The following is a 26238-nucleotide window of genomic DNA, read 5'->3' as shown; positions in this document are numbered from 1 at the left end:
CTTTTCTTATTTGTAGTTGATGTAAGGTAATATAGTCTACCATACTTACTTATTTAAAAAAGCGACCAATAATTGGCATGCGTTGTCCGTCATGGCGATCCAATCCTTTAAGCAGCACCATGATGATTACATAGATGACACCGCCGATGGCTGCACTGATGACCATAGCTAAGAACATCGGCATAAGCGGAGCAATGTAACCATAGATGAAGTACATGGCTATGCCCATAATTACGGCGCTGACAATATTTTTCCAAAGGATGGAAATATCAAGAAAGTAACCGGTATAACGTTTAATCCAAATGAGATTGAGTAAAGCGGCTACGCCGATATCGGCTACGGTAGCATACGAAGCGCCGGCGATACCAAGCCAAGGAATAGCCGTTAAATTCCAGTTTAAAATTACTTTACATATGGCGGCAATCCCCATGTTGATTACCGGTAGGGTCGGTTTGCCGAGACCTTGGAGGATACCGGTCGTTACCTGGTGTAATCCGAGAAAGAAAATAGCGATAGCCAAAATTTGCGTTGCTTCGGCAGCTTTTGGCGCATTATAGATAACGGTTACTACCGGTTCGGCCAACACGTAGAGCATCAACGTAAACGGCACTGTGGCCATAAAGGTAATGCGCATAGCGCCGGATGTGCGATAGAAGACGCCTTTCGCATCGTTTAGCGACTTGGCATTGGAAATAGCCGGTACCAAGCTGGTAGCTAAGGCAGCAGTAATGATGGTGGCCAAGTTGATAAGAGGCACCGCCATACCGGTTAGATACCCGAATAACTCGGTGGCCTCACCGGTGGAAAAACCGGCAACGGCCAACCGACGAGGGACGATAAACAAATCCAGGTTAGCTACTAAAGGCAACATAACGCTGGCTAACGAAATAGGAATGGCCAGTTTAATTAATCGGTAGAGAATAGAACCGGAGCTTTCCTTCTCGATAACCGGTCGTTGCGAAAGACTGTCGGATGGAGTCATTTCGTCAGTGACGGTAGTGTTTGTATCGTTGCCGGTAGCAGTGGTTTTGTTATGGAGTTCGTTGGCACGTTGTGAAGTGCCGGTGCCTTCTAACGGTGTACCATCGGCCAAGCGTGGTAACTTATAGTAGTAATACATGAGAACGACCAATGCACCAAAGGCACCTATACCGGCACCTAAGCTAGCCCCGCCGGCAGCAGCGGCCAGTCCGTAAGGCAACAGGAGATACCCGGCACCGAGCATAACGACTACGCGCAGCAGCTGTTCGATAATTTGACTGATGGCAGTCGGTGTCATTAATTGCCAACCTTGTAAATACCCGCGATAGCAAGAGATGAGGGTAACAAAAAAGATGGCCGGCGACAAGGCAATTAATGAATAGTATGCCCTGTTATCAATGATGTATCCGGATGAAATTAACCAATCCGAACCGAAGTACATGAGCAAGCTGCACAGTAAGCCGGTGATGAATAATAAATTAAAGGATAAGGTGAATACCTTCTTGGCACCAGTATAATCGCAGCGTGCCACCTTTTCGGCGGTGACAATAGAAATCGCAATAGGAATCCCTGCACTGGATACTTGCAGAGCTAAGAGATAAATCGGAAAGGCCATCTGGTAAATACCAATCCCTTCGCCGCCGAGGACACGGGACAGTAAGATCCAGTTGATGCTGCCGATTGCTTTGACGACAAAGCCGGCAATCGTCAGTACCAGAGTGCCTTGTAAGAATCTGTTAACCATAGAAACTCCCTATAAATATGTAATACTGTTCAGCTTCTTATTGTAGCACAGTTTTTATTCCTACGCATTAGATAAATGAGAAGGTCCGGCGGCACTTTTTGCCCCGGTAGTGACAAAAAAGATGCAGTAACAAAAAGCGCTCCTCGCCGTAACGAGGAGCTTGATAAACTATAACTACTTATGAAATAGCTTGGCAGTATAGGTAATTGTAAAGATAGATAATTTTGCTACGCTGTTCATGGCAGTAAACAAAATAGTTTGCCAAGCAAGTAGCCTTACTGTAACGCTTGTTTATTATGCAAGGTTACCACATCGTCGGTATTGTCTTCGGTTACCGTGTACTGCGGAGCCGTGCCGACAAAGCGGAGTACAAGGGCGATAATAAAGTTGAGGACAAACAAGCCGGCAAATGTGTATAGTGTAATGTTATAGCCGGAGGTAGTTTCACGCAACACCGAGATCAGCATCGGACCGGCAATACCGGCAAAGCCCCACGCGGTAAGAATGCGACCATGAATAGCACTGAGTGCTTTGGTACCGAAGAGATCGCTCAAGTAAGCGGGCATGCAACTGAAGCCACCGCCATAGCAGGTGATAATCAAGAATACCAACGCTTGGAATACGAAGGGAGTATCGGTGTTAGCCAGCATAGCGAAGGCACCGATTTCCAAAAGGAAGAAGAGGGCATAGGTGATACCGCGACCGAGGTAGTCGGAGATGGTTGACCATACGATGCGACCACCGCCGTTTAACAGTCCGATAAGACCGACCATAGAAGCAGCTTGCGTCGGTGTCATGCCTACTACTTCTTGGGCCATCGGCGAGGCGACAGCCAGGAGACCGATACCGCAGGTGATGTTAATAAAGAATACCCACCACAATGCGGAGAACTGCCAGGTGCGCATAGCATCATGGGCGGTCATGCCACGCTGTAACAAACGAGATTCCGGTTTGTTAGCATCTACTGCAGGCGGTTTGAGGTACAGCGAAGATAGGGCCATAACGATGATATAGGCACAACCCAGTACCAAGAAGGTATTAATTAAGCCATAATTGACAGTAAGATACTGCATAAGGGGACCGGCGAGAAGCGCGGCAAAGCCGAAGCCCATAATAGCCAGGCCTGTGGCAAAACCACGATTGCGAGGGAAGTATTTTACCAGTGTAGATACAGGAGTGATGTAGCCAACGCCAAGGCCGATACCGCCGATGACACCATAGAAGATGTACAAGAGAGTTAAGCTATGCTGCGTTAATGCGTAAGCAGTTCCGAGCATGCCGATACCGAAGAAGCAAGTGGATAGAAGACCGCTTTTCTTCGGGCCGATTTTTTCCGCAAAGCTGCCCAGTAGACCGGCGGAGAGACCCAAAAACAGAATAGCCAAGGAGAAGGTCCAGGTGGTTTCCTTTAAGGACCAACCCATAGCGGCCATGATAGGCCGAGTCAATACACTCCAGGCGTAAACGCTGCCGATGCAAATGTGAATGCCCACGGCAGCGAGGGCGATAAGCCAACGATTTCTCATAATTTCATCCCTTTCTGTACGTCCCTCGAGTGACTCAGATACAAAAAGACCGCCTGAGCTCCTCGAAAGGGTGCCCAGACGGTCGGCAATACAAAGCGGTTACAGTACATGTGGTCAATTCCACTTATCCGTCAGCACTGTAGGCTTACTAATGATGGAATCATTATAACATACATGTATCGCTTGTCAACGTACAAATTGATAATTTTCGATTATCAATGATATGTATAAATTAGATGTAGTTACTATAGACAATAACTGTAGGCAGTACCTATAGGTAGTAACTACACACAGTAACTACAGGCAATAACCATAGCCTGCTGTCGCCGTTAACCTAATAGGTGAGTTAGGTTAGCGTTAAATACGGTTAGACGAACCGAGTACGTCTTTAATCTTATGCTGTACCATACCTTTGATGGCATCACGAGCCGGTCCTAAGTATTTGCGAGGATCGAATTCGCCGGGGTTTTTGGTAAGGTATTCGCGTACGGTAGCCGTCATAGCCAGGCGCAAGTCGGTGTCGATGTTAATTTTGCAAACAGCCATGGAAGCGGCTTTGCGAAGCATTTCTTCCGGAACACCTTGGGCTCCCGGAATGTCACCGCCGAATTCATTGCATTTTTTTACAAATTCCGGCAATACGCTGGAAGCACCGTGAAGTACGATCGGGAAGTCCGGTAATAATTTACCTACTTTTTCCAAACGGTCAAAGTCGAGGTACGGCGTGCCCTTGAACTTGTAAGCACCGTGGCTGGTGCCGATAGCGATAGCTAAGGAGTCAACGCCGGTAAGGTGTACAAATTCGGCGGCCTGTTCCGGATCGGTGAAGATAGCATCGTTGGCAGAAACATTCACGTCATCTTCTACGCCGGCCAAACGACCGAGTTCGGCTTCGACAACAACACCGTGAGCATGTGCATATTCAACTACTTTTTTAGTGAGAGCAACGTTTTCTTTGAAATCGTATTTGGAGCCGTCGATCATAACGGATGTAAAGCCGCCGTCGATGCAGTCTTTGCAAAGCTCGAAGGTGTCACCGTGGTCGAGATGTAAGGCAATCGGTAAATCCGTATCGGCTAAAGCAGCTTCTACCAATTTAATCAAGTAGATGTGCTTAGCATATTTACGGGCACCGGCGGACACCTGCAAAATTAACGGGGACTGTTCTTCTTTGGCAGCATCGACAATCCCTTGAACGATTTCCATATTATTAACATTAAAGGCACCGATAGCATAGCCGCCTTTATAGGCTTTTTCAAACATTTCTTTAGTGGATACTAATGGCATTTGTTATTCCTCCTTGTAATCACCTAATGTAATGTTCCGCTCACAGTTCGCGTGATGTCGGGATAGATTAGGTACCAGTGATACTGCTTCATGCAGTTTATTCTACTGTTAGTATAGCAAGAAGATGGTAAGTCGGCTACTATGAATTGTATATAAAAAGCACCCGCAATGGGTGCTTACGTTGTAGGCGCCGCATTGTTGTGGGACTTAATCGTTCCCAAGTGCGCTTGTAATAAGGGTTTCCATGCGTCGGGAATAGGTGCGGTCAGAGAAATATACGCTCCCGTCATGGGATGGACAAATTGCAGCCCGCCGGCGTGTAAGGCCTGGGTAGTCAGTAAATCCGTAGACCCGCCGTAAATATCATCACCTAAAAGAGGAAAGCCCAGGTGTGCCATGTGAACGCGAATTTGATGTGTACGTCCCGTATGCAATAGGAAACGCACATAAGAAAGGCGTTGTCCGTGAGCCAGGCATTCGATGTCGGTGTGAGCCCATTTGCCGGTTGGTGCGCAACAGCGTTCGATGATGCTGCCGGCTTTGCGATCAATAGGCCAGTGAACGGTTAGTTTAGCAGCAGGAAAGTTACCGTCGCAAAGACCATCGTAAATTTTACGGAATGTCACCCGTTTTTTGCTAAAACTGTGTTGCACGAAGGCATTTTTAGCAATGATAACCAGTCCGGAGGTATCCTTATCCAATCGGTGTACAGGATGAAAGGCGGCATCGGTTTGACCGGTACTGTTGTAATAGGCGATGACGGCATTCGCTAAGGTATGATACCGTTCATCGGAAGTGGGATGCATCAACAGCCCGCCGGGCTTATTGATGACGAGCAGATGTTCATCTTCGAAAGCGATGCTCAGAGGGACGGACCAAGGCTCTATATGGCGCGGTGCTTCCAAGTAGACTTCGAGGCAATCGCCGCAGCTGAGAATCGTATCCCAGGTGCATGGCAGGCCGTTGCGCTGAAATCGTCCGTGTGTTCGCAGACGCCGCCGCATTGCTTGAGAAACGCCATGTTGTTTTACGGCATGATTGATAGAGATGCGCCTTTGATCCGGTGGTATAAAAATGGATAATAAAGGTTTCATAGTTTATACACTTTCTAACTTTTGGTAATACAATGCATACATTGTATCCTATCGCCGTAGCGGATACAAGCGGGAGCATGAAAAATTTTCATATCAATTTAAAAGGGTGTGGCGAATGGCTATTCGGCAATGGTACTTCATATGATATAATATCTGTATTCCGGTATAGTATAGGAATAAGAATTGACTATAGTATAGGAATATACAATGATTACAAAGTGAGGAGGCGTGAGAATGGCAAAGGATTGTTCATTTGACGTTGTGTCGGAAGTCAACATGCAGGAGGTGGACAACGCCGTCAATCAGGCGAAGAAGGAAATCGGTACGCGCTATGATTTTCGCGGCAGTAAGTCCGAGATTTCCCTCGACGGCGATACCATCAAAGTCGTTTCCGATGATGAGTATAAATTAAATGCAGTAATAGATGTAATAAAAGGAAAAATGGTAAAGCGCGGTGTGGCGTTGAAGAATTTGGACTACGGCAAGGTAGAACCGGCTTCGGGAGCTACGGTGCGTCAGGTGATTACGATTAAAAAAGGTATTTCTAAAGAAACTGCTAAAGAAGTCGTTAAGCTGATTAAGAATATGAAGCTTAAGGTGACGGCACAGATTATGGAAGATCAAGTGCGTGTAGCCGGCAAGGATAAGGATTCGTTGCAGGCTGTCATCGGTATGTTGAAACAGCAGGACTTGCCGGTTGAACTACAGTTTGTGAATTTCCGCTCGTAATCACGCATAGGGGGCAGCTCACAAGGGCTGCTTCTTTGCGTAAGGAGGTATAGTTGGACGTAGAAAATATGCGCGGAGGATACACGACCGGGTCATGTGCCACGGCCGGTATGAAGGCGGCATTGTTGGCACTTCTTGAAGAAGAGTATCCAAGTCGCGTGCAAATAGAAAATCCTCAAGGTCAGTGGATTGATGTACCGGTAAAGGCGGTGCGTCGTCTTAGTGATACCGTAGCGGAGGCCACTATCGTTAAGGATGGCGGCGATGATCCGGATGTAACACATGGCACAGATGTGGTGACTACGGTAACGCTTACCGATGACGGTGTTCTGCGGTTTCAAGCAGGACACGGTGTAGGGACAGTGACTAAAGAGGGATTAGCATTAGCGCCGGGAGAGCCGGCCATTAACCCCGGTCCTCGGGCGATGATGAAGCTGGTGTTTGATGCATATTGCAAGGCACCGCAAGGTGTTGCGGTAACGGTAAGTGTTCCCGAAGGCGAAGCACTGGCGAAAAAAACACTTAATGCCACGCTAGGCATTGAGGGCGGCATATCCATTATCGGTACGACAGGGATTGTGAAGCCCATGAGTGAAGAAGGATTTAAAAACTCGTTGGTACCACAGCTGCGAGTCATGTATGCGGCCGGTCATAGAACAGCTGTGTTAGTGCCGGGACGCATCGGACAGGAGTTGGCTAAAAATGTACTGGGCATTCCCGTAGAACGCCAAGCAGAGACGAGTAATTTTATTGGCTTCATGTTGGAACAATGCGTTAAGATTGGTTTTACTAAAGTGCTTATTATCGGTCACATCGGTAAAATTATTAAGCTGGCCAGCGGGAGCTTTCACACACATAACCGCATGAGTGACGGACGTATGGAAACGTTGGTAGCGTACGCGGCGTTAGACGGAGCTTCGCAGAAGGTGGCTCAAGAAATTATGGAGTGCCGTACGACAGAAGCAGCTATGCCTATTCTGGCACGGGAGCATCTGGAAAGCGTCTATCAGCGTGTGGCCGATCGGGCAGCGATGCGATCCGAACGCTATATTGCAGGTGAGGCCAAGGTAGGGATTATTATTGCTACCTTGGATGGAGATATTTTAGCGGTCAATGATACGGCCCAAGCTATCGGAGGTGAAGAAGGTTGGCACATACCCTCCGTATAATCGGAATCGGTCCGGGCAACCCCGACTATGTCGTGCCCATCGGTCTCAAACGAATTGCCGAGGCCAAGGTGCTGGTAGGAAGCGAGCGTGCGCTACAGGATTTTGCCCGTGACGGACAACAGTGTTACCCGGTGACAGGCAAGCTCAGTGAACTAGCCTTGTGGATTGAACAGCAGTTAACGCATGATGATGTTGTGGTGCTGGTCAGCGGCGATACAGGGTATTATAGTTTATTACCGTACTTAAAGAAAAAATTTCCTACCTATCCGTTAGAGGTCATTCCCGGTATCAGCTCAATGACGTTTGCTTTTGCACGGCTCGGTGAAGTATGGCAGAACGCAGATTTGATGAGCTTTCACGGGCGCATTCCACCGGCGGCTAAATTGCGCTATGAAGAAGGGCGAACGTTGGGCTTTTTGACGGATAAGGAGCATAATCCGGCTGCGATTGCGCGGATTTTGATGGACGAACATGGCTGGCCGAAGGAAACAACGGCGGCTGCCTGTGAGCGCCTCAGCTATGAGGATGAACGTATTGAACGGGCCACGCTTGGCGATATTGCCGAGTTGCCCGGATTTTATCATTCAGTATTGGTGGTGATGGGATGAGACATTTTTTTGGAATTGATGATGACGAATTTATTCGCGGCGATGTACCGATGACGAAAAAAGAAATCCGTGCAATGGTGCTTAATGAAGCCCGCGTGCAGGAGGACAGTAGGGTGCTTGACGTCGGTGCCGGTACAGGATCGATTTCCATCGAAGCAGCTTTGGGGGCACCGAACGGTCACGTGTATGCCATTGAGCGTTTCGCTAAGGGCATCGAGCTTATTAAAGCAAACGCCGCTAAATTTAATGTGCATAATTTGACAGTGATTGAAGCCAAAGCGCCGGAGGGCATGGCTGACTTACCCCCGCTGGATGCGATTATTATCGGCGGCAGCGCCGGTGGCATGGGGGCTATTTTGGATGCATCCGAACGATTATTGAAAGACGGTGGTCGTTTGGTGGTTACCGCAGTGACCATGGAAACGGGGCACACGATTTTAAAGGAACTAAAAGGGCGACCATTTACGTATGAAGGATTTCAGATGCAGGTAAACCGCTTTCGCAAGGCGGGACCGTATCATCTGCTGAATCCGTTGAGTCCGATTTTTATTGTTACGGCTGTAAAGCAGCCACAGGAGGTATAGAGCGTGGCACAGGTACATATTGTCGGCGCAGGTCCGGGAGATCCGGAGCTTATTACGCGCAAGGGATATCGTTTGGTTAGTGAAGCTGATATCGTTATTTATGCAGGATCGTTGGTAAATCCTGAAATTCTGCAGGCCTGCAAAGAAGGCTGTGAAATTCATAACAGTGCTATGATGAATCTGGATGAAGTATTGGCGGTTATGAAGAAGGGCGCTGCCGAAGGAAAAAGCATTGTTCGTCTTCATACCGGTGACCCGGCTATTTACGGCGCCATTCAAGAACAGATGGATGCGCTGGATGAGTTGGGAATCAGCTATGATGTGACGCCGGGTGTCAGTTCATTCTTGGCTACGGCAGCCGCGTTGAAACAAGAATATACATTGCCGAATGTATCCCAGACAGTTATCATTACACGTATGGAAGGTAGAACCCCGATGCCGCCGAAGGAAAAGCTGGCTTTATTGGCATCCCATGAAGCAACCATGTGCATTTTCCTCAGCGTGCAGATGATTGATAAGGTTGTGGAAGAGCTTATCAGCGGCGGTTACGCAAAAGAAACGCCGGTGGCCATTGTAGTCAAGGCATCGTGGCCGGATCAGCGGATTATCCGTGGTACATTGGAAACCATTGCGGATATTGTAGCCAAGGAAGGCGTACTGCGTCAGGCGATGATTGTTGTCAGCAAGGTACTGGACAGTGACTATGAGTTGTCCAAGCTGTACGACAAAGGCTTCAGCCATATGTATCGGAGTGCTAAGGAATGAGTGTGTTAACGGCAACGGAGACTGATAAAGAAAGTGGTAGCCGGTCACGGATTGCCATTATGGCCGTAACAGCTAAAGGGGCCGCCTTAGGTCAACAGGTGGCGGCACAATTGCGCCAGTCCGGCGATGCGGTGGTATGTTACGAAAAAAGCGGCCGCGAAAGCAGTGATGAGGCTATTGTGTATACTTCGCTCAAGCCTATGATGGAGGAAATTTTTAACGGCTATGATCGGTTGCTCTTCATTATGGCCACCGGTATTGTGGTGCGCATGATTGCCCCTTATGTGGTGCATAAGTCATCGGATCCGGCCGTGGTTGTTATGGATGAAGGTGCTCATCATGCGATCAGTCTCTTGTCCGGGCATTTAGGCGGGGCCAATGAATGGACGGCAGAAATTGCGCAGATAGCCGGTGCCGATCCGGTGATAACTACAGCAACGGATGTCAATGGATTGCCGGCGCCGGATGTGTTGGCTCGCAAGCTGGGACTGGCTGTAGATGATTTTACGGATTTGCGTCATGTGAATGCTGCCATTGTAGCCGGTGAGCCGGTGCGCTATTATTTGGATACCTCGCTGTCTGAGTTTGAGACGTATCGCGAACAGGCGATGGCTTACGGCATTAAGGTAGTCCCTTTTGACGGCGCAGCTTGTCAGGGCGACGATTTGCCGAGAAGCAACGGTGATAAGGCAAATCAGATTCAGCGAACAGACCACATAAAGAGTGCCGGTGATAATGAGTGTGAGATAGTTGTGCGCATTATTATTACGGACCGCGTGATGACGGTAGAGGGTACGCGATTGTTTTTGCGACCTAAGACTATGGCGGTGGGGATTGGCTGTCGCCGCGATACACCGGCAGAGATGATAGAAGCGGCTGTACTCGACTCACTGGCCAATTTAGGACGTTCGCCGAAGAGTGTTTACGGAGCTGCATCGGTGATTGTCAAGGCTGATGAAAAGGGGTTATTGACAGCTATGAAACGATTGGGATGGCCCATTCAATTTTATACGCAAGAAGAAATGAAACCGCTCATTGCAGCGGCTGATATAGAAGAATCAAATTTTGTTAAACAGACGATAGGAGTAGGAAACGTATGCGAAACAACGGCAATGTTACTGGCCAAGAGCCGGGAATTATGGCAGAAAAAAACAGTGTATCCCAGAACCACGGTGGCAATAGCACGGGTACGGTAAAGGTAATTGGCATCGGACCGGGCAATGACGAATATATGACACCGCAGGCGCGGGAAGCTATTTTGGAAGCAGACCGTGTAGTAGGTTATTTAACGTACTTAGACTTAATTAAGGATTTGATTGCCGATAAGGAAACAGTGGGCACGGCAATGATGCAGGAAGTAGACCGTTGCCAGCAGGCGATTGACTTGGCGTTAGAAGGTCATAAGGTTGTCGTTGTATCCAGTGGTGATCCGGGCATTTACGGTATGGCCGGTTTGGTTATGGAATTGGCCAATAAGGTTGATGCGGACCGCCGTCCGGAGGTAGAAATTATTCCGGGTCTGAGTGCAGTTAATGTGGCGGCATCCGTTTTGGGGGCACCGCTTATGCACGACTTTGCAGTTATCAGTCTCAGTGATTTGATGACTCCGTGGGAGCTTATCAAAAAACGTGCGGATTTGTGTGCGGAAGGCGATATGGTTATTGCCTTGTATAATCCGCGCAGTAAAAAACGTGTTACCCATCTTGATGAAGTGCGTGAATTAGTATTGAAGCACCGCGACCCGAAGACGCCGGTAGGTATTGTACAAAAAGCGGGGCGTAAGGGTCAGCATATTGTGATTTCCGATTTGGAACACTTTACTAAAGAAGAAGTCGATATGCAGACGTTGGTTATTATCGGCAACAGTCAGACGTACGTGGAAAACGGTCGCATGATTACGCCGCGCGGTTATAAATTATGATTTGGGTTATTGCCGGTACACTCGATGGTCGGCGTCTTGCCGTGACTGTGCGTGAGCATACGAAAACTCCGGTCTTGGTATCCGTTGTCAGCCAGTATGGTGCAGAACTGGCGGCTCATGAGGGGATTGAAGTACATACCGGCCGACTGGATGAAGAGGCAATGAAGGCTCTGATTCGCGAGAAAAATATTAGTTTGCTTGTCGATGCCAGTCATCCTTATGCAGCAATCGTGACGGCTACTGCGCGCAGTGCTGCGGCGGCTGAAGGAATTCCGTTTGTTCGTTTTGAGCGAGCGGAGGTTCCTTTGCCGGCGTATGATAAGTTACATCATGTGTCGAATGAAGATGAAGCGGCTGCTCTGGCAGGAAAATTAGGCGATACTATATACCTCACGACGGGCAGTAAAACCATGCATATTTTTGCCAAGGCGGACGCATTGAAGAATAAAACGGTGTGGACCCGCGTGTTGCCGACAGCAGAGGTATTAACTATGATGGAAGAGCTGGGCGTATCACCGAAGCATATCATTGCTATGCAAGGACCGTTCAGTTATGATATGAATCGTATTATGTTTAGTGATACCAAAGCCGAAGTCGTAGTAATGAAGAATTCCGGTCTCGTAGGCGGATCTGATACGAAGTTAAAAGCGGCTATGGACCTGGGGTTGCATATTATCGTTATCGATCGCCCACAGCCTGCGAAGGGGGCTACGACGATAACATCGGCTGATGAATTTATTGATTTATGGGAGGATAGAGTAAATGGACTATGTAAAAAATCCTAAAGCCATTGAAGATAAAAGTATGGAGCTCATTTACCCGTACGTAAAAGATTTGGGTTTAACAGAGGATGAAGTGCGTGTTTATTCGCGTACGATTCATGCATCCGGCGATGTGGAGTATGCGCAGCTGGTGCGCACCAGTCCTGATGCGGTAGCAAAGGGCATCGAAGCGTTGAACAAGGGAGCGCATATTTATTGTGACGTAGAAATGGTGCGCACCGGTATCAACAAACCGGCGTTGGCATTGCGCGGCAGTGAAGTACACTGCTTGATTAAGGATCCGAAAGTAGCGGAACTGGCAAAAGAATTGGGAGTTACTCGTTCTATTGCGGCTATGCGCACCTTCGGCAAGCAGTTGGATGGACAGATTGTGGCTATTGGCAATGCACCGACCGCTCTTTATGAAGTATTGCGGTTAGCTTTGGAAGAAGGGGTACGTCCGGCACTTATTGTAGGTATCCCGGTAGGCTTTGTCGGTGCGGCGGAATCCAAGGATTACTTAATGGAAGTATCACCGGTGCCATATATTACGGTGAAAGGAAACAAAGGCGGTAGCCCGATTGCGGCTTCTGTTATTAATGCGCTTTTATATACAAATGTAAAACGCGATACTATGTTATTTGTACAGGGAGACGAGAAGAAATAAAATGACCGGAACAGCAAAGACGCGTAATGCGTGGCGTATGACGGTAGTTCTCGTATTTTTAGGGGCTGCCTTGGCAGCCCTTGTGCTGTCTATGGCCTTTGGTTCGGCGGACATCACCATTGCTAAGATTTGGCATACGCTGTGGAGTCCCACGTTACGGGATACGCAGGATATGGTTATCTGGAACATTCGCTTCCCGCGCAACATTGTAGCGGCTTTGGTAGGCGCTAACCTTGCTGTGGCCGGAGCTATCTTGCAAGCAGTGATGAAAAATCCCTTAGCAGATCCGCAGATTGTAGGCGTATCATCAGGGGCCGGCTTGGCAGGCGTTATTATTTTGATTTTATTTCCCAGCTGGGAATACTTGGTGCCGATGGTAGCTTTTGTCGGTGCTTTGGCAGCCGCTCTCATGGTGTATGCGTTGGCATGGCGCAATGGTATCCGACCGACGCGTATTATTTTGGCCGGCGTGGCAGTAGCAGCCTTTCTGGGCTCGGGGATTTCGGCATTACTGGTGTTCTACGGTGATCGCGTACAGGGAGCCCTTCTTTGGATGGTAGGCGGCTTATCGGCGCGCAGCTGGCCACAGGTGTATGTGTTGGCTCCTTACACGGTGGTAGGTCTTATTCTTGCCTTCTTGGGCAGTCGGCGGCTTACCATACTGTCATTGGGCGATGAAACGGCAAAAGGATTGGGCTTACCCGTGGAACAAACTCGCTTTATGATGACGGCTGTAGCCGCTTTTTTAGCAGCCAGTGCAGTCAGTGTGGCGGGCCTAATCGGTTTTGTGGGACTCGTTATTCCTCATATTGCCCGTATGATTATCGGTACGGAGTATCGCTTTTTATTGCCCGGATCCGCATGTTTAGGGGCAGCCGTACTTGTTGTCAGCGATACGCTGGGACGAGTTCTGTTTAGTCCTGTAGAGGTACCGGTAGGAATCATCATGGCCTTTTTCGGAGCGCCATTCTTCTTGTGGTTGTTAAGGAGGGATGCGTAATGTCGATGACGGAGCCAGTAATTACCGTTGCGAATTTATCGTTGGCCTTTGGTGAAAAACAGGTACTTAAAGAAATCGATTGGACGGTAGAAGGCGGTAAAATTACAACGCTTATAGGGCCGAACGGTTGTGGTAAAAGTACCTTGCTTAAATCTATTGTAGGTACCTTGAAGCCACAACAGGGAACGATCATGCTACAGGGAAAGCCCACATCTTCATGGGCAGCTAAGGAATTAGCCAAGCATATGGCATTTTTACCGCAAACACCGGAAATGCCAAAGGACATTACTGTGGAAGAATTGGTATACTGCGGTCGTTTTCCTCACCAAAATTGGTGGCGTAATACGGCCGGGGAAGATCGTCGTGCTGTAGAGGCAGCGATGGCGGCTACTAAAACATCGCACCTCAAGGAGCAACGGGTGAGTTCTTTATCCGGTGGCGAGCGGCAACGGGTGTGGATTGCTATGGCATTGGCCCAGGAGCCGACGGTGCTTCTTCTTGATGAACCTACAACGTATCTTGACATTAATCATCAGTTTGAGATTATGGAATTATTGCGACGCTTAAATGAAGAGCGAGGCCTGACGGTTGTCATGGTACTTCATGAATTAAATCAAGCAGCACGTTACTCAGATGCTATTGCGGTTCTCAGTGGAGGTCACATGGTAGCGACCGGTTCACCGGACACAGTCATGACAGCAGAACTGTTGCGTACAGTATTTGCCGTGGACAGTACTATCGAACGGGAATCCGATGGGTCACCGTATGTAAAAATTCACGGACTGCTGTAAGTGATAAGTTGTTCGATAACAGACTATGTTTGATAATAGACTATACATAATAAAATCGGTATCTTTGGCGGTGGCCAATCATGTATAGACGCATGATGAGCTGTTGCGAGAGATACCGATTTTTATTTTTCGTTTAGTATTACCACTGATGTATGGTTACTTACGAGGAGAATCAAAGGGACTGATGTAAGGACGAGTGCCGTTCATGACCTCCTCTGACCATGGCATCATCAAAGAGGTGATGATTGTTTTTATCTCGTTGCACGTAGGGGACCAAGCCCTCGTTGCAATAGAACTTTAATGTTTGATAGGTTAAGCCGGTCATTTTACAAACCTCTGCCATTGTATACATGAGTGCACCTCGACTTTCCTGTTGCTGATATAAATACAGTATGTGCTCACTTTAATGAAAGCTCGCTATTATTATAGCGTGGCTTTTTATTATTTTACAAAAAATACTTGACCGATAGTTACTACCGCTGTGTATAATCGGTGGCGTGATGAAAGGAGTATGAATAGATGAAGCAATCGTGGATTATAGGTATGCTGGCACTGATTAATTTTCTGGTCGGCACATCGCAATTTATTATTGTTGGTATTTTAGACAAAATTGCTGCCTCCATGGGGATTACTATCGAAATGGCAGGACAACTCGTTACAGCCTTTGCCTTAGCCAGTGCGTTTGGATCACCACCCTTTGTTATTTTAGTATCGCGTCCCCCAAAAAATGAACAATTAACAGCGGCACTAGTGACTTTGTTGGTCGGTATATTCATTTTGCTGGTGACGAATTCATTTTGGTGGATGATGTTATCTCGGGCTATCTTGGGAATTGGCTCCGGTGCATTTATCGCTATATCCTACGCTATTGCAGCATCCCTGGCCGGTAATAACGGACGGGCTGCGGCGATGTCATATATTTCTATGAGATTTAGTGCCTCCCTTACGATTCCGCTGCTGCATGGATTGCAGGGGGATGACGGAAGGGCTTATCGGTAGTGCCTTGCTAGCCTTGGGGGTTGCCAGCTTGGCAGGCTTTAAGGTCGGCGGCATTATGGCGGACTCGTTGGGAGCACGGAAGACGATTTTAATCGCCATCGCGTTACAGATGGCAGGGCTTGTATGCTTTTCGCTGTTACAGCAAGTTAGCTACGGTGCTGTTGGGGTACTGCTGATCTGGGCTATGTTCGCTTGGGTGTTTGGCTTGGCTGTGGGCATATCGCATGCGATAAATAAAAACGGTATTGTATCTTTGGTTGGCACTAAGGCGCCGAGAGTAAGATACAATACCGTTTTTTGTTTGTTAGTAATTATCGTGTAACAACCAATGATAGAATAATTACTTACATACTATCTACTTATATAGTAGTTGAAGGTGCAGATACGGCTTGAAGCAATTATAAGTTGTACGCATCTTTAATTAATTCATTCATAGCATCCGGCGTATGTAACCCCGGGTTTAAAAGGAAAAGATTTGATGGTAGATAGAATACCTTGCCGTTTTTAACAGCCTTTAGATTATTCCAAGCCGGGTTGCCGGTCATTTCCTTTTCCATAGTCTTGGTAATATCTTCCTTTTTGCCCATGGTAACGATGAAGATGACATCAGGATCATCTACCGCTAACGTTTCCAGTGAATAGGGAACTGTTTTAGCAGTGGAGTCGGCTAACTCTTTATGATTGAGGACCACATTATCCATGCCCAGTTCTTTTACCATAGAGGCAGTAATGGATTTTTCCGTTTCGGCTGTTACAGCTTTTCCGGTCGCACGCAATACGGCTACACGCGCCGGAGTCACATTGGTAAGCTTAGCCTTAGCGGCGGCGATACCGTCGTTGTATTGGGCTATTACCGCTTTTGCTTTGTCCGGCTGACCTACAATATCGCCTAAAAATTCTATAAGAGGCACATTGTCCTTGATGCCGTCATAGGTGATAAGAATATAAGGAAGCTTATTCGATTGCAACTGCGATTCAAACTTAGCATGTTGATTGGAAAGACCCAATACTAAATCGGGCTTTAATGCCAACAGCTGTTCCATATTGATGGACGCCGTATGACCTAACGATGGAAGCTTTTGCAGCTTATCGGATAAAACATCACTGGATTCTACCCGTGATACTGAAGTGCCGCCGACAGCATCAAGCATTTGCAAAATAGAATTGGACAGTACCGCAATACGTTCCGGCTTAGCAGGAATTGTGTACTGGGTGCCTTCATAAGTAACGGTGCGCGTAGCTTGTGACGCAGTAGAATCGGTCTTTCCGCAGCCGGCGATTACGGTGAGCAATCCGATGAGCAAAAGACCGAGGGCAATTAATTTTTTCATGAGCATTCACCATCCTTTGTAGTTAATATACGAATATTATTATACGGGTACGGGATGGGGCCTGCAACCCCGGAGAACGCAAAACGCCACAAGCAATGAAGTCTGTTGATGGTGAGGACATCATCGTTGTGGCGATGGCAATACGTATGAAATCGTAATGCGTAAGTGTATAGTGTACACAATTTTGCGCTGAACACGATGGGCATCGTGTATCAGAGTGTATCTCGTGTATCAGAGTGTATCAGTTATTTATTATCAGCTTGTAAGGCCTGCCATGCTTCATCGGCGTGGGCAGCAAAGATATCGCGAATCTTTTGATTTTCTCCCATGCCATGAATGTAGGTCCCTACTGTAAAGCCGGCGGCTTCCAGTTGTGATTTATGCGAATCCGGTTCATCACCGGCCATATCGTTGTTGGCATGATCGCCGGCTACCATCATCATCGGCATAAGGGTTACATGCTTGATGCCGTTGGCTTTCAGCTGTGGGATGATATCGTCAAGACGAGGCCACCCTTCCACTGAGTAGACGTACACATTTTTTAGCCCCATGGAGTCAATGCGGTCCTGGATCACGGAATAATAGGCATTGGACGGATCCGGAGTGCCGTGAGCCATGATGAGGATAGCGTCGCTGGCAGTTTGTTGCGGGAACTGTGTGCGAAGTGCATCAAGCATAGTAACGATGTCGTCACGCTGCTCTTCTTGTCCCATCCAATAAAGAAGCGGCATGCCGATGGTCATTTTTTTGAAGTTATGCTTGTATTGATTATACACGGCAGTTTTGTAATTGTATTCAAGGCCGGGAATCACATCCAATGTAGCCAAGGCCACACGGGTATAGCCTTCCTTTTGTAATTGATCAAGGGCTTCTTCCGGTGTAGGGTAGGTAATACCTTCCTTAGCCTTGATGCGGTCTATGATGATATGCGATGTAAAAGCGGTTACTACCTTTGTGCCGGGATGTTGTGCTTTGATTTCTTCTATGGTAGCATCGATTGTTTTGGCACGGGTATCTTTAAATGTGGTGCCGAAACTCATGACTACAATCGCATCCTTGTTTGGTTTGGCTTGCATAGCCGCGTCAGGATTTACGTATGTGCGCAAGCCGATTTCGGTAGCTTCCAAGAGAGCCGGTGTGGCCGTCTTTACTTCCGAACTTAATTGATAAGCTGCGTCGACAGAGGTTCCCCAAGCACCTACACCGACTAAAGCAAATGCGGCAAAGGCAGCTGCTACAGTGTGTTTCATTTTTCGATTCATGTCGTTCACTCCTAAATACCTAATCTACTCACATAATTGTCATTCATAACGAATATGCATTTTGAAATACATGTTCATTTGCATTCATCATAACAAAGAGGTTGAAAAGGGTCAATGGAAAACCGGCGTTTTAGATAGAGTAATAACAAATCGTTATATCTGCCAGAGTGAATTTGTCTATGCGTAGTCAAGGACGCGTTTTTCTGCTATCATTAATTACGACTCATGTATTATATAAAACTATAAAGACATGGCTCAAGGAGGCATATATATGAATGAATTTGAAAGCGGCACGACAGCACGCGAAACGTCAGATACCGTTTATGAAGTTGTATTTACACCGGTACTGGAACGACCGGAGTATCAAGGAGAACCGATTCACGGCAAATTATTGGCTTTGCGGGATGCAATGGGTGAAGAAGATTTTAATCGATATATTAATAGCTTGTTACGCATTACCTATAATGGCCGGGCGTTATGGCTGATTACGCGGAGTGAACGTAATCGCACCTTGATAGAAGGAAAGTACTTGCCGTTGATAGCTAAGATTTTCGATGTAGCTGCACCGCGCGTATTTTCACAGCCTTAAGAGAGAATACATTCTACTGTATGGGTTATACCGGGCAAAGTTTGTTGTGGACCGTACAGGAGAAGTTAATGATAATATTATCGTTTGGTGTAGCTGTGAAAACAGTGAAACAGTATGTGAACTATAAAAAATAAATACAGATAAAACCAGTAAAAACAAGAAATCTTGTGATAAATGCAACATTCTTTGTGATAGTCATTGATAATTTTATAAATGAGACAAATTCTCATTGACGAATTTAACAATGTACCGTATGATAAAGATACGAAATGAAAGATAACATTGTTATGCAAAGCTGCATGATAATAATCCATAACAGGTGGCAGTGAAGAAAAGTGACTCCACCATGATAGATAGGGATAACGTTGGTAGCTAGAGGACGACTGAAACGGAGGATAGTATGAACAAGAAAGGTATTATACTGGCAACATTTGGATCGATTTATGGTGAAGCCGTAGAAAAATCAGTAGGCTGCATGGAAGCCAAAATTCGTAAGACCTATCCGGAAGCAATAGTGCATCGCGTATTCTTAGCAGATGCCTTAATTGAAAAGTGGAATGAGAAATACGATAGAACTGTATGGGACTTGGAAGCAGCGATTGCGGACATGGCCGGTCAAGGCGTAAAAGATATTCATATTCTCCCCTTCACATTGGTGGCGGATCAGTGCTATCAGAAAATGCGCAAGACTATCGCTAAAATTAATTACGGAAATGACCGTGGTCTTCGCCTCAATGTAGGCAAGCCTTTATTGAGTTCGTTAGGGGTAAAAAACTACGCCGACGATTACGCCTCGACTATTGAAGCGATTATGAAGCATGTTAATATTCGGGCCCTCAATAAATCGGTATTGCTTATGGCCAACGGACAAAATCAATTAGAATTCAGTGCGTTGCAGCTAAAGTGTTTCTACGGAGCCGGACAAAATGTGGCTGTGTTTACGTCTAATGGATTTCCAAACTTTAAACAGGCATTGACCTTGTTAGAACGTTTGGATCATCATGAAGTCCTGGTGGTGCCGTTAGCACTGATTGGCTCCGAGCACCTGATGGATTTTCTTGGCGGTGAGCGTCCCGATTCGGTGGCATCGCTATTGACGGAAGAAGGCTATGGCGTATCTATTTGGAATGAAGGCTTAGGTGAAAATCCGTATATTCAAGACTTGTTCTTGAAGCATTTGGCTCACTCTATCCGCATGGTGGAGCGTAGGCAGCAAACCGGTCGCGAAGCTAGCGAGAACGAGCGCCGCGCATGTACGGCGTAAAGCAGTACGGACTCATACTACGCACGTAATTACGGATGTCGATCCCCGTTTTTGTCGCTAAGACAAGGCGGGGATTTTGTATATAAAGGGGGCTTTCCTATGAAACAAGCTATTGTTGTGGTTGCTTTTGGCACGACGGTACGGGCTGCCCGCAAGGCATGTATCGATCCTATTGTACAGCGTATTAAAGAGACATATAGCGATTATGATGTATATTTGGCATTTTCATCGCGTATTGTGGTAAAAAGATTGCGCGATGCCGGTGAAGAAGCGATTACAGAGGCCGGTATGATGGAACGTCTCATTGAAGAAGGCTATACATCATTGTTTGTGCAACCTTTGCATTTTACAGGGGGCGCAGAATATGATAAATTAAAGCGGAGTATCTTAGCCTATGAAGGACAGGGGCAACTGCGCACGGTTCGCGTCGGGCGCCCGTTGTTATTTTTCATGGGACAGGAGGAACACCCCGATGATTATGAAGCACTGATTGATACCTGCCTTAAGGCATTAATGGTGCCGCCGGAAGAAGGGGTACTCTTTGTCGGTCACGGCGGACTTAATGTAGGCAATGCTGCTTATTCGGTACTGCAGATGAAATTATGGCGTCGCGGATGGTGTAATGCACGAGTTATTACATTGGAATCCTATCCTACCTTGGAAGATACCGTACTGCCCTGGGAATGGGTGGATGGTAAGCGACCGTCGAAAATTCATGTGTATCCGTTACTATTAGTGGCAGGTGATCACATGTTAAATGACATGTTTGGTGATGAAGCGGATAGCATTGCGTCACGGTTGTATGCCGCCGGTTATGAGGTAGTAGAACATCGTCATGGTCTAGGCGAGTACCCGGCTATTGGAGATTTATATGTACAACATCTGGAGGATTGTTTGGCTAACAGGTATGAAGAACGATCGAAGCGTCGACCGGTAATTCCTGATGTTAAATAATGACGAAGGATATTATATTTACAAGGAGTGAATACTATGAAAGGCAAATTGTACGGTATTGGTGTGGGTCCGGGAGATCCGGAATTGATGACGGTAAAGGCAGCACGCATTGTTGGTGAAGCCGATATTATCATCACCCCGAAAACAGAAAAGAAGGATGGATCGGTGGCCCTGAATATTGCTAAGCCGTATATTCAGGAACATACGGAGATTGTGCCGGTTGTATTCCCGATGGTGTTGAATGATGATACGCAGCAAGAAGGTTGGGAAGAAGCACGAAATATTATCATCGGCTATTTAGAAGCCGGTAAGAATGTGGTGTTCCTTACTTTAGGTGATCCCATGTTTTACAGTACATACATGTATGTATATCGTTTGGTGGAAGGTACCGGCTATGATATCGAAACAATTCCGGGTGTTACTGCCTTCTGTGCCATCGGCTCTCACTTGGGATATCCTATTGTAGAAAAGGAAGAAGTATTGGCTATCGTACCGGCAACGGCACCGAAAGAAAAAATCGATAAGGTGCTGGCAGTTGCGGATGATGCCGTTATCATGAAGGTATATCGCAACTTTAAAGAAGTACAGGATACACTGAAGAAACATGATATGGCGGATGATGCGGTGATGATTAGTCGCGTAGGCCTTGACGGTGAAGAAGTGTATCGCGGACTTACAGATATGCCGTCCGATACGAAGCTTAATTATTTGTCTACAATCTTGGCAAAGCGTAAAGATAGATAAGCATAGGGAGGTAGCGCCTTATGAATAAGGAATACAAGATTCCGCGTATCGTTGTAGCCGGTACTAATTCCGGTGTAGGCAAGACGACGATTGTCGCAGGATTGCTGGCTGCACTGCGTGAACGCGGTATGAAGGCACAGCCCTTTAAAGTAGGACCGGATTATATCGATCCGGGCTTTCATAAAGCGGCCAGCGGTGAAGAATGCTACAATCTTGATACATGGTTGGTGCCTCAAGAGCGAATGAAACCTTTTTTTGCCGATATGGCTAAGGAGGCTGATATTGCTATCATTGAAGGCGTTATGGGCCTTTATGATGGCGGCCGTGAAGGCGTAAGTTCTACGGCACAAATTGCTAAAGAATTGGCAGCGCCGGTAATTTTGGTCATTGATTGTAAAGCCATGGGTGAAAGTGCGGCGGCTATTGCTAAGGGATTTCGTGATTATGATGACGAAGTACATCTGGCAGGCGTGCTCCTTAATCGCATCGGTTCGGATAATCACGAGCATATGATTCGCAGTGCTATGGAGCGCTTGGGAATTCCTGTTATCGGTGCTATTCGTCGTGATGATCGTATGCATTCACCGGAACGTCACTTGGGACTTACTCCGGTGACGGAAGTGGACCCGACGGATGCGATTACTACCATTCGTGAAGCTGTGAAAAGTATGGTCGATATGGATGCCTTGGAGTCTATCGCACGTAGTGCACCGGGATTGGCGGTAGCCGAAACATCGGCTGAACAAAAAATAAAACGTCGCGCTCGTATCGGTGTAGCCTACGATGAAGCGTTTTCATTTTACTATCCGGCCAGCTTGAAGGCGTTGGAAATGGCCGGTGCTACTATCGTACAGTTCAGTCCTCTGGCGGATACTGTATTGCCTGAGGTAGACGCGCTCTTTTTCGGCGGTGGTTTTCCGGAAATGTTCCTGTCGCAGTTGGAACGCAATGAAGCTATGAAAGAAGCGATTCGCGAGGCAGCGGCAGTAGGTATGCCCATATACGCGGAGTGTGGCGGTTTAATGTACATGTGTCATAGTGTTGTTGATTTTAATGGCAACGAACTGCCTATGGTTGGTTTGGTGCCGGCCGTGTGCCGTATGCAAGGTAAATTGCAAAAAGTGGGCTATGTGACGGCTACGGCATTGCAAGATACTTTGCTTGCACCGCAGGGAGTACGGTTACGAGGCCATGAATTTCATTTCTCTACCATGGAACCGATGACGGAAACGTTCCCGTGGGCGTTTCAATTTGAAGGCGGTCGCAAACCGGTAAATTATTCCGGTGGCTATGCGAAGAACAATATACTGGCTTCCTATTTACATTTAAACTTTGCCGGTAACGATGAGGCGGCGAGGCGGTTTGTTGAGGCAGCGGCTCAATGGCGTAGGAAGGTAAACACAGTAACGACAAAGTGAGGTAGGAAGGATGGCTGAACGAGGTTTAATTTTAGTCAATACCGGTGATGGCAAGGGAAAAACCACGGCTGCCTTAGGATTGGCACTGCGAGCTGTGGGCGATGGCTTACGAGTATTGATCTTACAATTTATTAAAAGTGGCGGTGGTTACGGTGAATTAAAAGGTATTGCCCGATTAGGCGAGTCCATTGAAATTCGCCCGATGGGGAATGGCTTTGTCTATCACCGACAAGAGCAATCGGAAGAAGCGATGGCGACACATAAAAAAGCGGCAGACGAGGCATGGGCTATGCTGGAACGAGAAGTACAATCCGATGCGTGGGATATCATTGTCATGGATGAGATTAACTACGCTATGAAGTTTGGCCTGGTGTCGGAAGAGAAGGTTCTTTCTATGCTGAAAGCGAAACCAGAACGCCTTCACGTTGTCTTAACGGGGCGTGATGCACCGGAGTCTATTATTGCGATAGCCGATACCGTGACCGAGATGCGAATGGTGAAGCATGCATATCAAAAAGGTATCAAAGCCATGAAGGGCATTGAGTTCTGAATGTATTGTACAAATGGATAGAAGATAGATGTATACAGGTTGGATCGGTGATGAAGAGCACCGGTTCAGCTTTTTCTATGATGCATTTTTAATATCGAAAAAATTAGAAATGCACCCTTGAAAATACCTTGGGACATGGTATAATTGAATTGTAGTAAGAGACACTAATATAAGAACTTGGTTGTATAAGAAAGTTCTTACTTAGGTATATTTTTATAATTCCAAGGGGGTTATTACAATGGCTTTAGTAAACTATGTAAAATCTGCAGACTTCAAAACTGAAAAACACGTTCCTGTTATTACTGCTCCGGATAAAGTAGCTGCCGGCGAAAAAGTTGAAATTCGTTTGGAAGTAGGCAAAGACATTGCACATCCGAACACTACGGAACATCATATTGCTTGGATTAAATTGTATTATGTAGAAGAAGGCACTACATTGCCGTATGAAGTAGCTCGCCTTGAATTCAATGTACATGGTGAAGCCGGTGCAGGTGCTAACGAAGGCCCTGTATTTGCTGAAGCAGCCGGTGTTGTTACGGCAACCTTCAAAAAATCCGGTAAATTGATTGCTACTTCCTACTGTAACATTCATGGCTTGTGGGAATCCGAAAAGGATATCGTAGTAGGCTAAGTTAATACATAATAGAAGCATGCGTGCTTTTTAATGAGAAAGGGCCGCACCGAGGTTTGTGAAACAACTTATTTCGGTGTGGTCCTTTTTTCTTATATCTTGGTGTCATGCCTGGCAAAAAAAGTAGTAATCGAAGAGTAGAACATCTCTTGGTTAGATTTGCTAAGGCCGACAATCTATCATATAATAATCGTAATAAGTGTTTTGCAATAACTAATCATAGGAAGAGGGAATGACATGAATAGTGAGAAGCTACTAGCCGAAGCCAAAGAAGTCGTTCGGGACTTAAGCGTTCGTGAATTGATTGAAGCATCCATTCATAATGGAGAAGGGACGTTCTCCGATCGGGGAGCTTTGTGTGTTACGACGGGGACCCACACGGGACGATCTCCGAAAGATAAGTTCATTGTCGATACGCCCTTAACCCATGATAGTGTGGACTGGGATAACAATCAGGCTTGTACGGAAGAAACATTTGACCGCCTTTATGCTAGGTGTGAAGAGTACATTAAGAATCATCGTGTGTATGTAAAAAATGTTAAGGCTGGTGCTGATCCAAACTACCAGATTCGTGTTAAGTTTATCAACGAAATGGCCTGGCAGACGGTTTTTATTAGCCAGCTGTTCATTAAAACTGATGAACCGAGCACTGTACCGGAGGACTTTACGGTTATTTCTCTGCCCAGCGTTATGGCGAACCCGGCTGTTGATGGCACAAATTCGGAAACATTCATTGTCCTCAACTTTGATAAGAGAATTGCCCTCATCGGTGGCGGTCTGTATGCGGGAGAATTGAAGAAATCCATCTTCTCCGTCATGAACTATATTCTTCCTCAAAAAGGCATTCTTTCCATGCATTGCTCCTGCAACGAAGGCAGTCAGGGCGATGTGGCTCTCTTCTTTGGCCTTTCCGGTACGGGCAAGACTACTCTTTCCGCGGATCCCGAGCGATCTCTCATCGGTGATGATGAACATGGTTGGGGTGATAATGGGGTCTTTAATGTTGAAGGTGGTTGCTATGCCAAGTGTATTGATTTGACAGAGGACAGTCAGCCGGAAATCTACGGTGCTATTCGCTTCGGTGCGGTAATGGAAAATGTTGTTATCGATGCGAAGACAGGCGTGCCTGATTTCAGTGATAGTACCATTACGGAAAATACTCGCGTAGCATATCCGATGGAGTACATTCCCAATGCTAAGATTCCCAGCTGTGCAGGTCAGCCGAAGAATATTATCCTTTTGACGGCTGATGCGTTTGGTGTGTTGCCTCCTATTTCAAAATTGACGAAGGAGCAGGCCATGTACCATTATTTGACGGGGTATACGAGCAAGGTAGCCGGTACCGAACGAGGCATTAAGAAACCGCAGGCTACGTTCTCTACTGCTTTCGGCGCGCCATTCCTTCCCCTACAGCCATTGGTGTATGCAAAGCTTTTAGGTGAACGGATTGTTCAGCATGATACGAATGTGTATCTTGTTAATACGGGCTGGAGCGGTGGTCCCTATGGTGTAGGGCAACGTATGAAGCTGGCGTACACGAGGGCTATGATTCATGCGGCCCTCGAGGGCGAGCTGGGGAAAGACGGTTGGACGACGATGCCCCTGTTTAATGTGGCTATTCCTAAATCTTGTCCTAATGTGCCGAGTGACATTCTTAATCCGCGCAATACATGGGCGGACAAGGATGCCTATGACGACATGGCGAAGAAGTTGGCCGGTCTCTTTAATGATAACTTTAAGAAACTTTTTGAAGGCAAGGTTACCGAAGATATTGCGTCGGCAGGCCCTAAGCTCTAGAAAACTCTCTGATAGATAATTTTATAATTAAAAGAGTGCTCTATGATGTGTAGTCTTTACAGGACAATCAG

Annotated in this window: 28 protein-coding genes and 1 riboswitch; of the genes, 21 read left to right on the top strand and 7 right to left on the bottom strand. The window is 46.8% G+C overall.

Features of this window, described 5'->3' with window-relative positions; translation table 11 throughout:
• Positions 1 to 49: 49 nt before the first annotated feature.
• The 4 genes from Q5873_RS07360 to Q5873_RS07345 form a co-directional block, all read right to left on the bottom strand.
• Positions 50 to 1726, bottom strand: coding sequence for a putative polysaccharide biosynthesis protein (locus Q5873_RS07360; protein WP_303060174.1), 1677 nt, complete (start codon positions 1724 to 1726; stop codon positions 50 to 52).
• Between the two features lie 275 nt (positions 1727 to 2001).
• A complete protein-coding gene (locus Q5873_RS07355) occupies positions 2002 to 3252 on the bottom strand; it encodes an L-lactate MFS transporter (protein ID WP_083963074.1) in 1251 nt (416 codons plus the stop codon).
• 65 nt (positions 3253 to 3317) lie between these two features.
• A riboswitch (ZMP/ZTP riboswitch) is annotated at positions 3318 to 3401 on the bottom strand.
• A gap of 208 nt (positions 3402 to 3609) precedes the next feature.
• The gene (gene fba / locus Q5873_RS07350) at positions 3610 to 4539 is read right to left on the bottom strand and encodes a class II fructose-1,6-bisphosphate aldolase (RefSeq protein WP_028255340.1); all 930 of its coding nucleotides are present in this window, start codon (positions 4537 to 4539) and stop codon (positions 3610 to 3612) included.
• A 176-nt stretch (positions 4540 to 4715) separates the two neighbouring features.
• Entirely contained in the window at positions 4716 to 5633 is a 918-nt protein-coding gene (locus tag Q5873_RS07345; RefSeq protein ID WP_303060169.1) for an RluA family pseudouridine synthase, read from the bottom strand.
• Positions 5634 to 5867: 234 nt separating this feature from the next.
• Here Q5873_RS07345 and Q5873_RS07340 point away from each other — a divergent pair, with 234 nt between their 5' ends.
• From Q5873_RS07340 to Q5873_RS07290, 11 genes are read left to right on the top strand one after another with little or no spacing between them, the layout of a single operon-like run.
• Positions 5868 to 6362 (top strand): YajQ family cyclic di-GMP-binding protein, encoded by a 495-nt coding sequence (locus Q5873_RS07340; RefSeq protein ID WP_205088026.1) that lies wholly within the window; start codon positions 5868 to 5870, stop codon positions 6360 to 6362.
• A 53-nt stretch (positions 6363 to 6415) separates the two neighbouring features.
• Complete coding sequence (cbiD, locus tag Q5873_RS07335; protein WP_303060167.1) at positions 6416 to 7531, top strand: cobalt-precorrin-5B (C(1))-methyltransferase CbiD; 1116 nt, start codon at positions 6416 to 6418, stop codon at positions 7529 to 7531.
• Positions 7510 to 8139, top strand: coding sequence for a precorrin-6y C5,15-methyltransferase (decarboxylating) subunit CbiE (cbiE, locus tag Q5873_RS07330; RefSeq protein ID WP_303060166.1), 630 nt, complete (start codon positions 7510 to 7512; stop codon positions 8137 to 8139). Before cbiD ends, cbiE begins: the two co-directional genes overlap by 22 nt.
• Positions 8136 to 8723: a precorrin-6Y C5,15-methyltransferase (decarboxylating) subunit CbiT gene (cbiT, locus tag Q5873_RS07325; RefSeq protein ID WP_205088028.1), complete on the top strand. Its 588-nt coding sequence runs from the start codon at positions 8136 to 8138 to the stop codon at positions 8721 to 8723. The genes cbiE and cbiT overlap by 4 nt, the downstream gene beginning before the upstream one ends.
• Before the next feature lie 3 nt (positions 8724 to 8726).
• Positions 8727 to 9488 carry a precorrin-4 C(11)-methyltransferase gene (gene cobM, locus Q5873_RS07320; RefSeq protein WP_303060163.1) on the top strand — a complete coding sequence of 254 codons (762 nt, stop codon included), beginning with the start codon at positions 8727 to 8729 and terminating at the stop codon, positions 9486 to 9488.
• Positions 9485 to 10684: a cobalt-precorrin 5A hydrolase gene (locus Q5873_RS07315; protein ID WP_303060161.1), complete on the top strand. Its 1200-nt coding sequence runs from the start codon at positions 9485 to 9487 to the stop codon at positions 10682 to 10684. The genes cobM and Q5873_RS07315 overlap by 4 nt, the downstream gene beginning before the upstream one ends.
• On the top strand, positions 10627 to 11409 hold the full coding sequence (gene cobJ, locus Q5873_RS07310) for a precorrin-3B C(17)-methyltransferase (RefSeq protein ID WP_071838097.1): 783 nt from the start codon (positions 10627 to 10629) through the stop codon (positions 11407 to 11409). Before Q5873_RS07315 ends, cobJ begins: the two co-directional genes overlap by 58 nt.
• Positions 11406 to 12194, top strand: coding sequence for a precorrin-6A reductase (gene cobK, locus Q5873_RS07305; protein WP_303060158.1), 789 nt, complete (start codon positions 11406 to 11408; stop codon positions 12192 to 12194). The genes cobJ and cobK overlap by 4 nt, the downstream gene beginning before the upstream one ends.
• Positions 12172 to 12837 (top strand): precorrin-8X methylmutase, encoded by a 666-nt coding sequence (locus tag Q5873_RS07300; RefSeq protein ID WP_028255331.1) that lies wholly within the window; start codon positions 12172 to 12174, stop codon positions 12835 to 12837. The genes cobK and Q5873_RS07300 overlap by 23 nt, the downstream gene beginning before the upstream one ends.
• Before the next feature lies 1 nt (position 12838).
• A complete protein-coding gene (locus Q5873_RS07295; protein ID WP_288190675.1) occupies positions 12839 to 13837 on the top strand; it encodes a FecCD family ABC transporter permease in 999 nt (332 codons plus the stop codon).
• Positions 13837 to 14628, top strand: coding sequence for an ABC transporter ATP-binding protein (locus Q5873_RS07290; RefSeq protein WP_303060155.1), 792 nt, complete (start codon positions 13837 to 13839; stop codon positions 14626 to 14628). The genes Q5873_RS07295 and Q5873_RS07290 overlap by 1 nt, the downstream gene beginning before the upstream one ends.
• Before the next feature lie 172 nt (positions 14629 to 14800).
• Here the strand turns inward: Q5873_RS07290 and Q5873_RS07285 are convergent, their stop codons facing one another.
• Positions 14801 to 14971, bottom strand: coding sequence for a MerR family DNA-binding transcriptional regulator (locus tag Q5873_RS07285; protein WP_303060212.1), 171 nt, complete (start codon positions 14969 to 14971; stop codon positions 14801 to 14803).
• A 176-nt stretch (positions 14972 to 15147) separates the two neighbouring features.
• Between Q5873_RS07285 and Q5873_RS07280 the strand changes: the two genes are divergently transcribed.
• Both Q5873_RS07280 and Q5873_RS07275 read left to right on the top strand, forming a co-directional pair.
• Positions 15148 to 15627, top strand: coding sequence for an MFS transporter (locus tag Q5873_RS07280; RefSeq protein ID WP_303060153.1), 480 nt, complete (start codon positions 15148 to 15150; stop codon positions 15625 to 15627).
• Complete coding sequence (locus Q5873_RS07275) at positions 15605 to 15949, top strand: hypothetical protein (RefSeq protein WP_288190678.1); 345 nt, start codon at positions 15605 to 15607, stop codon at positions 15947 to 15949. The genes Q5873_RS07280 and Q5873_RS07275 overlap by 23 nt, the downstream gene beginning before the upstream one ends.
• Before the next feature lie 76 nt (positions 15950 to 16025).
• On the opposite strand, the gene Q5873_RS07270 is transcribed toward Q5873_RS07275, so the two are convergent.
• The gene (locus Q5873_RS07270; protein WP_288300676.1) at positions 16026 to 16958 is read right to left on the bottom strand and encodes an ABC transporter substrate-binding protein; all 933 of its coding nucleotides are present in this window, start codon (positions 16956 to 16958) and stop codon (positions 16026 to 16028) included.
• A 245-nt stretch (positions 16959 to 17203) separates the two neighbouring features.
• Positions 17204 to 18208, bottom strand: a complete 1005-nt coding sequence (locus Q5873_RS07265; RefSeq protein ID WP_303060210.1) for a sirohydrochlorin cobaltochelatase — start codon at positions 18206 to 18208, stop codon at positions 17204 to 17206.
• Between the two features lie 283 nt (positions 18209 to 18491).
• Between Q5873_RS07265 and Q5873_RS07260 the strand changes: the two genes are divergently transcribed.
• The 8 genes from Q5873_RS07260 (at position 18492) to pckA (ending at position 26167) form a co-directional block, all read left to right on the top strand.
• Positions 18492 to 18809, top strand: a complete 318-nt coding sequence (locus tag Q5873_RS07260) for a hypothetical protein (protein WP_276789342.1) — start codon at positions 18492 to 18494, stop codon at positions 18807 to 18809.
• Positions 18810 to 19209: 400 nt separating this feature from the next.
• A complete protein-coding gene (locus Q5873_RS07255) occupies positions 19210 to 20073 on the top strand; it encodes a sirohydrochlorin cobaltochelatase (RefSeq protein WP_028255562.1) in 864 nt (287 codons plus the stop codon).
• Positions 20074 to 20172: 99 nt separating this feature from the next.
• Complete coding sequence (locus Q5873_RS07250) at positions 20173 to 21027, top strand: sirohydrochlorin cobaltochelatase (RefSeq protein WP_289088463.1); 855 nt, start codon at positions 20173 to 20175, stop codon at positions 21025 to 21027.
• 36 nt (positions 21028 to 21063) lie between these two features.
• Positions 21064 to 21771 (top strand): precorrin-2 C(20)-methyltransferase, encoded by a 708-nt coding sequence (gene cobI, locus Q5873_RS07245; RefSeq protein WP_028255564.1) that lies wholly within the window; start codon positions 21064 to 21066, stop codon positions 21769 to 21771.
• Between the two features lie 20 nt (positions 21772 to 21791).
• Positions 21792 to 23189: a cobyrinic acid a,c-diamide synthase CobB gene (locus Q5873_RS07240; RefSeq protein ID WP_303060149.1), complete on the top strand. Its 1398-nt coding sequence runs from the start codon at positions 21792 to 21794 to the stop codon at positions 23187 to 23189.
• A gap of 10 nt (positions 23190 to 23199) precedes the next feature.
• Positions 23200 to 23739 (top strand): cob(I)yrinic acid a,c-diamide adenosyltransferase, encoded by a 540-nt coding sequence (cobO, locus tag Q5873_RS07235; protein ID WP_303060147.1) that lies wholly within the window; start codon positions 23200 to 23202, stop codon positions 23737 to 23739.
• 238 nt (positions 23740 to 23977) lie between these two features.
• Entirely contained in the window at positions 23978 to 24370 is a 393-nt protein-coding gene (locus tag Q5873_RS07230; protein WP_028255567.1) for a class II SORL domain-containing protein, read from the top strand.
• A gap of 237 nt (positions 24371 to 24607) precedes the next feature.
• Entirely contained in the window at positions 24608 to 26167 is a 1560-nt protein-coding gene (gene pckA, locus Q5873_RS07225) for a phosphoenolpyruvate carboxykinase (ATP) (RefSeq protein WP_303060145.1), read from the top strand.
• Positions 26168 to 26238 lie beyond the last annotated feature (71 nt).

The organism is Veillonella magna (genome assembly GCF_959600285.1).
In the GTDB taxonomy this organism is placed as follows: Bacteria; Bacillota; Negativicutes; order Veillonellales; family Veillonellaceae; genus Veillonella_A; species Veillonella_A magna.
This window is presented reverse-complemented; position numbering and strand designations above follow the sequence as displayed.

Excerpts from the sequence above, each read along its gene's own strand:
- Q5873_RS07355 (WP_083963074.1), bottom strand. The coding sequence starts at position 3,252 with ATGAGAAATCGTTGGCTTATCGCCCTCGCTGCCGTGGGCATTCACATT.
- Q5873_RS07275 (WP_288190678.1), top strand. The coding sequence starts at position 15,605 with ATGACGGAAGGGCTTATCGGTAGTGCCTTGCTAGCCTTGGGGGTTGCC.
- pckA (WP_303060145.1), top strand. The coding sequence starts at position 24,608 with ATGAATAGTGAGAAGCTACTAGCCGAAGCCAAAGAAGTCGTTCGGGAC.
- fba (WP_028255340.1), bottom strand. The coding sequence starts at position 4,539 with ATGCCATTAGTATCCACTAAAGAAATGTTTGAAAAAGCCTATAAAGGC.
- Q5873_RS07345 (WP_303060169.1), bottom strand. The coding sequence starts at position 5,633 with ATGAAACCTTTATTATCCATTTTTATACCACCGGATCAAAGGCGCATC.
- cbiT (WP_205088028.1), top strand. The coding sequence starts at position 8,136 with ATGAGACATTTTTTTGGAATTGATGATGACGAATTTATTCGCGGCGAT.
- Q5873_RS07250 (WP_289088463.1), top strand. The coding sequence starts at position 20,173 with ATGAAACAAGCTATTGTTGTGGTTGCTTTTGGCACGACGGTACGGGCT.
- Q5873_RS07265 (WP_303060210.1), bottom strand. The coding sequence starts at position 18,208 with ATGAAACACACTGTAGCAGCTGCCTTTGCCGCATTTGCTTTAGTCGGT.
- Q5873_RS07285 (WP_303060212.1), bottom strand. The coding sequence starts at position 14,971 with ATGGCAGAGGTTTGTAAAATGACCGGCTTAACCTATCAAACATTAAAG.
- Q5873_RS07230 (WP_028255567.1), top strand. The coding sequence starts at position 23,978 with ATGGCTTTAGTAAACTATGTAAAATCTGCAGACTTCAAAACTGAAAAA.
- Q5873_RS07315 (WP_303060161.1), top strand. The coding sequence starts at position 9,485 with ATGAGTGTGTTAACGGCAACGGAGACTGATAAAGAAAGTGGTAGCCGG.
- Q5873_RS07360 (WP_303060174.1), bottom strand. The coding sequence starts at position 1,726 with ATGGTTAACAGATTCTTACAAGGCACTCTGGTACTGACGATTGCCGGC.
- Q5873_RS07240 (WP_303060149.1), top strand. The coding sequence starts at position 21,792 with ATGAATAAGGAATACAAGATTCCGCGTATCGTTGTAGCCGGTACTAAT.
- cobJ (WP_071838097.1), top strand. The coding sequence starts at position 10,627 with ATGGCAGAAAAAAACAGTGTATCCCAGAACCACGGTGGCAATAGCACG.
- Q5873_RS07300 (WP_028255331.1), top strand. The coding sequence starts at position 12,172 with ATGGACTATGTAAAAAATCCTAAAGCCATTGAAGATAAAAGTATGGAG.
- Q5873_RS07280 (WP_303060153.1), top strand. The coding sequence starts at position 15,148 with ATGAAGCAATCGTGGATTATAGGTATGCTGGCACTGATTAATTTTCTG.
- cobI (WP_028255564.1), top strand. The coding sequence starts at position 21,064 with ATGAAAGGCAAATTGTACGGTATTGGTGTGGGTCCGGGAGATCCGGAA.
- Q5873_RS07260 (WP_276789342.1), top strand. The coding sequence starts at position 18,492 with ATGAATGAATTTGAAAGCGGCACGACAGCACGCGAAACGTCAGATACC.
- Q5873_RS07290 (WP_303060155.1), top strand. The coding sequence starts at position 13,837 with ATGTCGATGACGGAGCCAGTAATTACCGTTGCGAATTTATCGTTGGCC.
- cobK (WP_303060158.1), top strand. The coding sequence starts at position 11,406 with ATGATTTGGGTTATTGCCGGTACACTCGATGGTCGGCGTCTTGCCGTG.
- cobO (WP_303060147.1), top strand. The coding sequence starts at position 23,200 with ATGGCTGAACGAGGTTTAATTTTAGTCAATACCGGTGATGGCAAGGGA.
- Q5873_RS07270 (WP_288300676.1), bottom strand. The coding sequence starts at position 16,958 with ATGAAAAAATTAATTGCCCTCGGTCTTTTGCTCATCGGATTGCTCACC.
- Q5873_RS07255 (WP_028255562.1), top strand. The coding sequence starts at position 19,210 with ATGAACAAGAAAGGTATTATACTGGCAACATTTGGATCGATTTATGGT.
- Q5873_RS07295 (WP_288190675.1), top strand. The coding sequence starts at position 12,839 with ATGACCGGAACAGCAAAGACGCGTAATGCGTGGCGTATGACGGTAGTT.
- Q5873_RS07340 (WP_205088026.1), top strand. The coding sequence starts at position 5,868 with ATGGCAAAGGATTGTTCATTTGACGTTGTGTCGGAAGTCAACATGCAG.